At 49.8% G+C, this 8,088-nt stretch carries 9 protein-coding genes; 2 read left to right on the forward strand and 7 right to left on the reverse strand.

The genetic code is table 11. From position 1 onward, the window contains the following. Positions 1 to 235 precede the first annotated feature (235 nt). The 5 genes from ACTHSP_RS15165 to ybeY all read right to left on the reverse strand — a co-directional run bounded on the left by ACTHSP_RS15165 (position 236) and on the right by ybeY (position 4,127). Positions 236 to 1,147 carry a MetQ/NlpA family ABC transporter substrate-binding protein gene (locus ACTHSP_RS15165; protein ID WP_003684378.1) on the reverse strand — a complete coding sequence of 304 codons (912 nt, stop codon included), beginning with the start codon at positions 1,145 to 1,147 and terminating at the stop codon, positions 236 to 238. Between the two features lie 198 nt (positions 1,148 to 1,345). Continuing rightward, positions 1,346 to 2,032: a methionine ABC transporter permease gene (locus tag ACTHSP_RS15170; RefSeq protein WP_070587440.1), complete on the reverse strand. Its 687-nt coding sequence runs from the start codon at positions 2,030 to 2,032 to the stop codon at positions 1,346 to 1,348. Between the two features lies 1 nt (position 2,033). After that, entirely contained in the window at positions 2,034 to 2,771 is a 738-nt protein-coding gene (locus ACTHSP_RS15175; protein WP_070646269.1) for a methionine ABC transporter ATP-binding protein, read from the reverse strand. Beyond that, positions 2,768 to 3,610, reverse strand: a complete 843-nt coding sequence (locus ACTHSP_RS15180; RefSeq protein WP_070646272.1) for an HlyC/CorC family transporter — start codon at positions 3,608 to 3,610, stop codon at positions 2,768 to 2,770. Before ACTHSP_RS15180 ends, ACTHSP_RS15175 begins: the two co-directional genes overlap by 4 nt. A gap of 1 nt (position 3,611) precedes the next feature. Further along, on the reverse strand, positions 3,612 to 4,127 hold the full coding sequence (gene ybeY, locus ACTHSP_RS15185; protein ID WP_070646276.1) for an rRNA maturation RNase YbeY: 516 nt from the start codon (positions 4,125 to 4,127) through the stop codon (positions 3,612 to 3,614). Between the two features lie 118 nt (positions 4,128 to 4,245). On the opposite strand from ybeY, the gene hemC reads away from it, so the two are divergent. Next, entirely contained in the window at positions 4,246 to 5,181 is a 936-nt protein-coding gene (gene hemC, locus ACTHSP_RS15190; protein WP_440346374.1) for a hydroxymethylbilane synthase, read from the forward strand. 61 nt (positions 5,182 to 5,242) lie between these two features. On the opposite strand, the gene trhP is transcribed toward hemC, so the two are convergent. Beyond that, positions 5,243 to 6,598 carry a prephenate-dependent tRNA uridine(34) hydroxylase TrhP gene (gene trhP, locus ACTHSP_RS15195; RefSeq protein ID WP_070606783.1) on the reverse strand — a complete coding sequence of 452 codons (1,356 nt, stop codon included), beginning with the start codon at positions 6,596 to 6,598 and terminating at the stop codon, positions 5,243 to 5,245. Between the two features lie 326 nt (positions 6,599 to 6,924). Here trhP and ACTHSP_RS15200 point away from each other — a divergent pair, with 326 nt between their 5' ends. Next, positions 6,925 to 7,671 (forward strand): amino acid ABC transporter permease, encoded by a 747-nt coding sequence (locus tag ACTHSP_RS15200; RefSeq protein WP_128580488.1) that lies wholly within the window; start codon positions 6,925 to 6,927, stop codon positions 7,669 to 7,671. 78 nt (positions 7,672 to 7,749) lie between these two features. Here ACTHSP_RS15200 and ACTHSP_RS15205 read toward each other — a convergent pair. Continuing rightward, on the reverse strand, positions 7,750 to 8,088 hold a 339-nt coding region (locus ACTHSP_RS15205; RefSeq protein ID WP_440346375.1), incomplete at its 5' end, for a glycoside hydrolase family 3 N-terminal domain-containing protein.

An 8,088-nucleotide genomic window follows, 5' to 3' on the forward strand; every position in this document is an offset into this window, starting at 1 on the left:
GGAACATTACTAGTGAATATTATAAAAAAGTAGAATAATTCATTTAGTGATTGATTATATTGAATAAAAACATGATTTCTTATTGAACTTTTTTACAACATATTGATTTGGTTTTAAAAAGGGAATTATGTAAGTATTTGGCGTTAATCAAAAAACTTGTTTTGAGCTTTGAGAAGAGATAATCAATAGAAAAAGGCCGTCTGAATGTTCAGACGGCCTTTTTTCAAAAAGTTACTTATTTGGTTGCAGAAGCAGTAGAGGCAGCTTCGGCTTGAGCACCTGCTGCTGCGTTTTCACCCCATGCCGCAGGGTATTTGTAACCGGCAAAGCGTTTTTGTGAGTAGGCTTTGAACTCGTCAGAGTTGTAGGCTTCGGTTACATCTTTCAGCCATTGGCTGTCTTTGTCGGCAGTGCGGACGGCAGACCAGTTAACGTAGGCAAAGCTTGGCTCTTGGAACAGGGCTTCAGTCAGTTTCATGCCGCTGCTCATGGCGTAGTTGCCGTTAACGACGGCAAAGTCAACGTCGGCACGGCTGCGTGGCAGTTGGGCGGCTTCAAGTTCTACGATTTGGATGTTTTTTGGATTTTCGGCAATATCGTTTTTAGAAGCAGTCAGCGGATCAACGTCGGCTTTCAGTTTAATCCAGCCCAATTCGTTCAACATAACCAATGCACGGGCAAAGTTGGATGGGTCGTTAGGTGCAGAAACGCTGACGCCGTCTTTCACTTCGTCCAAAGATTTCAGTTTGCCAGGGTACAGGCCCAAAGGTGCGGTCGGTACTTGGAAGGCCTCAACGATGTCCAGTTTGTGTTCTTTTTTGAAGTCGTCCAGATAAGGTTTGTGTTGGAAGATGTTGATGTCCAACTCGCCTTCAGCCAAAGCAAGGTTGGGGCGCACATAGTCGGTGAACTCGATCAGTTTGACTTTATAGCCTTTTTTCTCCAAAGCCGGTTGGATTTGGTCTTTTACCATATCGCCGAAGTCGCCGACGGTTGTACCGAAGACGATTTCTTTTTTCTCTGCACCGTTGTCGGCAGAAGAAGCGGCAGAAGCAGCAGGCGCGCTGTCTTTTTGACCGCCGCAGGCAGCCAGTACGATAGCCAGCGCAGCGGCTGAAAGGGTTTTGAAGAATGTGTTGATTTGCATATTTTGCTCCTGATGGATGATAAAACGGTTTCAGACGGCCTCAAGCTGCCACCGTCAAAAAAAGAGGGATTGTAAATCTATTTTGGAAATATGAGGATGTTTTTTGTAAATTTATTTGGAATATATATCCTAATATGTTCTAAATAGATAACAGGCCGTCTGAAAAATAGTAAGTCCATTTCAGACGGTCTGGTTTGTTTAACGTTTATCCAGTTTGCGTGCCAGTCTGTTGCCGATACCTTGAATCAGGATAACGAGTAAAACCAGGATGGCAACAATGAAGATGATGACTTCCATTTGATAGCGGTAGTAGCCGTAACGGATGGCAAGGTCGCCCAAACCGCCGCCGCCAATCATGCCTGCTGCCGCGCTGTACGACAGAAGGCCGATAGCCAGTACGGTAATGCTGGAAACCATACCTGCGCGCGCCTCATTCAAAAGCACTTTGCAGATGATGCTCATGGGTGAGGCTCCCATTGCGGAGGCTGCCTCAATCACGCCTCTGGGCACTTCGCGCAGGTTTTGCTCGACCAGACGGGCAAAATAGAACAGGCCGGATACGCTCAATACCAATGAGGCGGCAACCGGGCCGATGGTCGTACCGATGATGGCGCGTGTAACAGGAATCATGGCAATCATCAGGATGACGAAAGGGAATGCGCGCATTAGGTTGACCAGGTTGTCCAAAAATAAATTCAGCTGTTTGTTGTAGTGCAACTGATGACTTGACGTCACAAACAGCAATACGCCCAAAATCGTACCGAAGATAACGGCGAAAGTAGTCGATAGGCCGACCATAATAAAGGTTTCGCCTAAGGCTTGGATAATTTCGCCTTTCATGCTGACGATGGTCTCAACAGCACTTTCAAATGTTAAATCTGCCATATTAGTCCTCTCGAATCAGCTCTTGCCCGATTTCGGATTGGGCATGGATTTGGTTGCCGTGTACTTCAACGATTTCCAGCAGACGGCCTTTGTCCAAGAGGGCGGCGCGGTCGCACAGGCGGCGGATAACGCTCATTTCATGGGTAACGATGACGATGGTTACGTTGAAACGTCGGTTGATATCTTCCAAACACTTCAAAACGCTGCGCGTAGTGGCAGGATCGAGGGCGGAAGTAGGTTCGTCGGCGAGGATGACTTGAGGTTGCGGTGCAAGCGCACGGGCAATGCCGACACGTTGTTTTTGACCACCGGAAAGTTGGGATGGGTAATGGTTGGCACGGTTTTGCAAATCGACGATTTCCAAACATTCTTCAACACGCGCTTGGATTTTTTTAGACGGCCATTTGGCAATTTCTAAAGGAAAGGCGACGTTTTCGGCAACGGTACGGTTGCTTAATAGGTTGAACTGTTGGAATACCATGCCGATGTTTTGTCTGGCGTGGCGCAGTTGCGTGGCGTTGAGCGCGGTCAGTTCTTGGCCGCACACGCTGACTGTACCTGTATCCGGACGTTCCAATAAATTAATCAGGCGCAGCAGGGTAGATTTGCCTGCGCCGGAATAGCCCATCAGGCCAAAGATTTCACCTTGTTTAATTTCGAGGCTGGTCGGCTCAACGGCGACAAAGTCTTTGTTGTCGCGTGTTTGATAGTGTTTGGAGACGTGATCCAGAATAATCATGGTTTATCCGTGTTTTCTTTAATTCGTGTGGCCATCAGGGTGTGCAGACGGCGGTTGTCGGCGCGTGCGACGGTAAATTGCAGGCCGCCGATAATGACTTTTTCGCCGCGCACGGGCAGATGTCCCAACTCTTGAATGACCAGGCCGCCGATGGTATCGGCTTCTTCACTGCTGTATTCCGTACCGAAGAAGGTGTTGATGTCTTCGATTTCGGTTGCGGCGTGGATGCGCCAGCGTTCGGAAGAAACGGCGTGGATATTGTCGGCGCTGTCGTCTTCGTCAAATTCGTCTTCGATTTCGCCGACGATTTGCTCGATGATGTCTTCAAAGGTGACCAGGCCGGATGTGCCGCCGTATTCGTCGATGACAATCGCCATGTGGTTGCGTTGCTCGCGGAATTCTTTTAAAAGGGAGGCCAGCGATTTGCCTTCGGGAACGAAAACGGCAGGGCGCAAGACGGATTTCAGGTGGAACTGCTCGGGGTTAAACATATATTTGAGCAGGTCTTTGGCGTGCAAAATACCCAAAACTTCGTCTTTGTCTTCGCCGATGACGGGGAAACGCGAATGGGCGGTTTCGATGACGTAGGCCGTGATGCGCTCGATGCTGTCGTTTTCTTTCAATACGTTCATGCGGCTGCGCGTAATCATGGCATCGCGCACTTCCAGCTCGGCAAAGTCCAATACTTTTTCCAGCCGGGTCAGTGTGTCGGCATCAAAAACTTCCTGTTCGTGCGCTTGGCGCAACAGGGTCAATACGTCTTCGGCGGAGTCGGGCTCGCCAGCAAGTCGGGAGATCAGGCGTTCGAAAAACTTGGGTTTCGACTGCGTACCGTCCATTTTAATATTCGTCCTCTTGGTAGGGGTTGGGGAAACCTGCCGCCAGCATCAGGCGGATTTCTTCGGCTTCCATTATTTCGGCTTCATCGTCTTCGATGTGGTCGTAGCCCATCAGGTGTAAAGTGCCGTGTATGGTTAGGTGGGCAAAATGCTGCTCGGGTGTTTTGCCTTGTTCGCTGGCTTCTTTCAAAACCACTTGCGGACAAATCACCAAATCGCCATACAGGCCGTCTGAAAACTGGTCGGGCAGGATTTCGCCTTCGTTGAGCGCAAAACTCAATACATTGGTGGCGTAATCTTTGCCGCGGTAGTCGCGGTTGTAGGCGCGGGCTTCTTCTTCGCCCAGAAGAATCAGGCTGATGTCAGCGCGGCGGTATTCGTTTTTTAAGGCAGACCACGCCCAGCGGTAAAAATCGCGTTCGCTCGGAAGATTGGCGGCGGAAGAGGCGTTTTCAAAGTTCAGATGAAAACGTTGCCGCTGTAAGGATAAAAAAGGATATTTTTTGGCGCGTTTCATGTTGTCCGGAAAATTTGGTTTTTAGGTGTAAATATAACATATTCACCCCCATGCCGTCTGAAAAACCGCCCAAAATATGATAGACTTCATGCCGTTTTCCATCTTTCAGGCAACCATTATGAACCCGAAAAAACTCGTTATCGCCAGTCGCGAAAGCCTGCTTGCCATGTGGCAGGCAAAACACATCCAAGGCCGTCTGAAAGCCCTGTATCCCGATTGCGAGGTCGAGATTTTGGGCATGACCACGCGCGGCGACCAGATTTTGGACAGAACTTTGTCAAAGGTCGGCGGTAAAGGCTTGTTTGTCAAAGAGTTGGAACAGGCTTTGTATGACGGCCGGGCTGATTTGGCCGTGCATTCGATTAAAGACGTACCGATGGATTTGCCTGAAGGTTTCGCGCTTGCAGCTATCGGCGAACGCGCCAATCCGTTTGACGCGTTTGTGTCCAACCAATACGCGCGTTTGGAAGAAATGCCCAAAGGCGCCGTCGTCGGCACATCCAGCCTGCGCCGTGAAGCCCAGTTGCGTGCGCGCTATCCGCATTTGGTTATCAAACCTTTGCGCGGCAATGTGCAAACCCGTTTGTCCAAACTTGATAATGGCGAATACGACGCGATTATCTTGGCCGCCGCCGGTTTGCAGCGTCTGGAATTGGACGAACGCATCCGCATGATTTTGTCGGAATCTGACAGTCTGCCTGCCGCCGGACAAGGTGCATTGGGTATTGAAATTGCAGCGCATCGCGAAGATTTGTATGAAGTCTTAAAGCCGTTGAATCACGATACCACACACGCCTGCGTTACGGCCGAACGTGCGTTGGCGCGTGCTTTGGGTGGAAGCTGCCAAGTGCCGCTGGCCGCATATTGCACTGAAGAAAACGGTTTGCTGACCTTGCGCGGCTTGGTCGGTCATCCTGACGGTTCGGTTATTTTGCAGGCAGACGCGCAAGCCCTAGCCGAATATGCCGATGCTTTGGGTCGCGCTGTCGCCAAAAAACTGGCGGATGATGGTGCGGAAGAATTGATTGCCGCCGTATTGCAAGAACAGGCTTAAATCAGCATAGATCATTTAAAAGGCCGTCTGAATATTCAGACGGCCTTTGTTTTGTTGATGCTTAAGGATTCATAATCCGCGCAACCAAAGCTTTTTCTTTGCCCTGCATATTGGGGATTTTGACCTGAATGCCGTTGCCTGGGGCGACATCGACAGGCTGGCCTTTGCGGGTCATTTGTTCCAACTTGATGGTTTGGTTGCCGCTCGGGTGGATGATTTCGAGTGAATCGCCGATGGCAAAGCGGTTTTTGACTTCGATGGTCGCCCAGCCGTTTTCATCGATTTCGGTAACGTGGCCGACATATTGGCTTTGTTTGGCGATGGAGTGGCCGGTCAGGTAGTTTTGGTAATCCTGAGTTTGGTGGCGCTCGAGGAAGCCGCTGGTGTAGCCACGGTTGGCAAGGCCTTCGAGTTCGCTCAACAGGCCGTAGTCAAACGGACGGCCTGCAACGGCATCATCAATCGCTTTGCGGTAGGACTGGGCCACGCGTGCAACATAATAAAGCGACTTGGTGCGACCTTCGACTTTGAGGCTGTCCACGCCGATTTTGGCCAGTTTCTCAACCACTTCAATACCGCGTAGGTCTTTGGAGTTCATGATGTAGGTGCCGTGTTCGTCTTCCATAATCGGCATCATTTCGCCCGGGCGGTTGGACTCTTCAATCAGGAAAACTTTGTCGGCGTAGGGATGGCGTTTTTGACCATTGATGCCTTCAAAGTTTTGGTTGGCTTCTTCTTGGGCTTTTTCAAAGTTGAAACCTTGCAGAAGTTGGGCGTCGCCCGCATCGCTTTCGACGGCGTTGTGAACCTTGTAGTCCCAACGGCAGGAGTTGGTGCAGGTGCCTTGGTTGGGGTCGCGGTGGTTGAAGTAGCCGGAGAGCAGGCAGCGGCCGGAGTAGGCGATGCACAATGCGCCGTGAATGAAGACTTCGAGTTCGATATCCGGACATTCTTGGCGGATTTCGGCGATTTCTTCCATGCTCAATTCGCGCGACAGAATAATGCGTTCGACGCCGATGTTCTGCCAGAATTTCACGCCCCAATAGTTGGTGGTGTTAGCCTGTACGGACAGGTGAATCGGCATTTCCGGCCATTTTTCGCGCACGGTCATAATCAAACCCGGATCCGCCATAATCAGCGCGTCGGGTTTCATGGCAATCAAGGGCTCCATATCGGAAACAAAGGTTTTGAGTTTGGAGTTGTGCGGCAGCGTATTGACGGTCAGGAAGAATTTTTTGTTGCGCTCGTGTGCTTCTTTAATGCCTTGCTCGAGGACGTCGAGTTTGGCAAATTCGTTGTTGCGGGCGCGCAGGGAGTAACGCGGGCTGCCGGCGTAAACGGCATCTGCGCCGTAATCGTAGGCGGCGCGCATACGTTCAAGGCCGCCGGCCGGTAATAAGAGTTCAGGTGCTTTCATGTTTTATGCTTTTTAAAATGTTTTCAGACGGCCCTCAAGGAAAGAGGGAAGGCCGTCTGAAAGATGTTTGAAGAATGGGCGGATTATCCGCTGTTTTTGCGTTTCGGTCAATTTTGTGTCGGGTTTGCGCTTTGTTTTTTATACGGAAAATGTCTTATATGATGAAAGGTGAAAAGGGGCTGCAATACGTTGGAAATGTAAAAAAACAGGGTTGGGCGGAATAATTTAACAAAAAACCGTTCAAGCAATGTATTTTCTTGTAAAATATCAAGCTTCATTTTAAAAAATATTCGGATTAGTTACCGATTTTGACCGACGGAAGGGTTATGGATTTTCGTTTTGACATTATTTATGAATACCGCTGGATGTTTTTATACGGCGTATTGACGACGCTGGGGCTGACGGTGGTTGCAACGGCAGGCGGCTCAGTTTTGGGTTTGCTGCTGGCATTGGCGCGTTTGATCAATCCGGAAAAAGCCGGTGCACCGATGCGTGCCTTGGCTTGGGTTTTGCGTAAGATTTCTTTTTGGTATGTGACGCTGTTTCGTGGTACGCCATTGTTTGTACAAATTGTGATTTGGGCTTATGTTTGGTTCCCATTTTTTGTTCATCCGGCCGACGGGGTATTGATTAGCGGCGAAGCAGCTGTTGATCTGCGCCGTTCTTATGGTGCGCTGATTGCCGGCTCTTTGGCTTTGGTTGCGAACTCAGGTGCGTATATTTGTGAAATTTTCCGTGCCGGTATCCAGTCAATTGATAAGGGCCAAATGGAAGCTGCGCGTTCTTTGGGTTTGACCTATACTCAGGCGATGCGTTATGTGATTTTGCCGCAAGCTTTGCGCCGTATGTTGCCGCCATTGGCCAGTGAGTTTATTACGTTGTTGAAAGACAGCTCATTGCTTTCCGTCATTGGCGTGGCAGAGTTGGCTTATGTGCAAAGCACGATTACCGGCCGCTATTCTGTCTATGAGGAGCCGCTTTATACAATCGCGCTGATTTATTTGGTGCTGACAAGCTTTTTGGGTTGGGTATTCCTGCGATTGGAAAGCCGTTACAATCCGCAACACCGCTAATCGGTTTGAATCAAAAAAAGGAAGACTTTTTCAAGTCTTCCTTTTTTATTTGCCGTCAATGTCTCAGACGGCCTTGAATCAGAATGCTTCGCCGACTTTGACACCGCCTGCGATGTCTTTAGGCGTTGCCAGTTTGGCAGTTGCTTGTTGGGCGGCTTGGAATGCTTCGGTTGCCATGATGTCGGCAGCTTCTTGTACGGTCAATGTGTTGGCCATGTATTGCCAACGTGCTGCCAAGTCGGCGTTTGCCGGTGCGTGGAAACCGTCTCGTAATTCATCTACCAAGTCAGGACGGTTGCACACCAGTACAATATCGCAGCCTGCTTCAAAAGAAAGGCGGGCGCGTTCTTTAATACCGCCGACACCGCATGCGCCTTCCATGGTCAGGTCGTCTGAAAAGATAACGCCGTTAAATCC

The sequence above is a fragment of the Neisseria sp. P0001.S005 genome, from assembly GCF_051963715.1.

Bases quoted from the DNA above. Each gene is read 5' to 3' on its own strand.
- ACTHSP_RS15165 (WP_003684378.1), bottom strand. From the start codon at position 1,147: ATGCAAATCAACACATTCTTCAAAACCCTTTCAGCCGCTGCGCTGGCT.
- ACTHSP_RS15170 (WP_070587440.1), bottom strand. From the start codon at position 2,032: ATGGCAGATTTAACATTTGAAAGTGCTGTTGAGACCATCGTCAGCATG.
- ACTHSP_RS15175 (WP_070646269.1), bottom strand. From the start codon at position 2,771: ATGATTATTCTGGATCACGTCTCCAAACACTATCAAACACGCGACAAC.
- ACTHSP_RS15180 (WP_070646272.1), bottom strand. From the start codon at position 3,610: ATGGACGGTACGCAGTCGAAACCCAAGTTTTTCGAACGCCTGATCTCC.
- ybeY (WP_070646276.1), bottom strand. From the start codon at position 4,127: ATGAAACGCGCCAAAAAATATCCTTTTTTATCCTTACAGCGGCAACGT.
- hemC (WP_440346374.1), top strand. From the start codon at position 4,246: ATGAACCCGAAAAAACTCGTTATCGCCAGTCGCGAAAGCCTGCTTGCC.
- trhP (WP_070606783.1), bottom strand. From the start codon at position 6,598: ATGAAAGCACCTGAACTCTTATTACCGGCCGGCGGCCTTGAACGTATG.
- ACTHSP_RS15200 (WP_128580488.1), top strand. From the start codon at position 6,925: ATGGATTTTCGTTTTGACATTATTTATGAATACCGCTGGATGTTTTTA.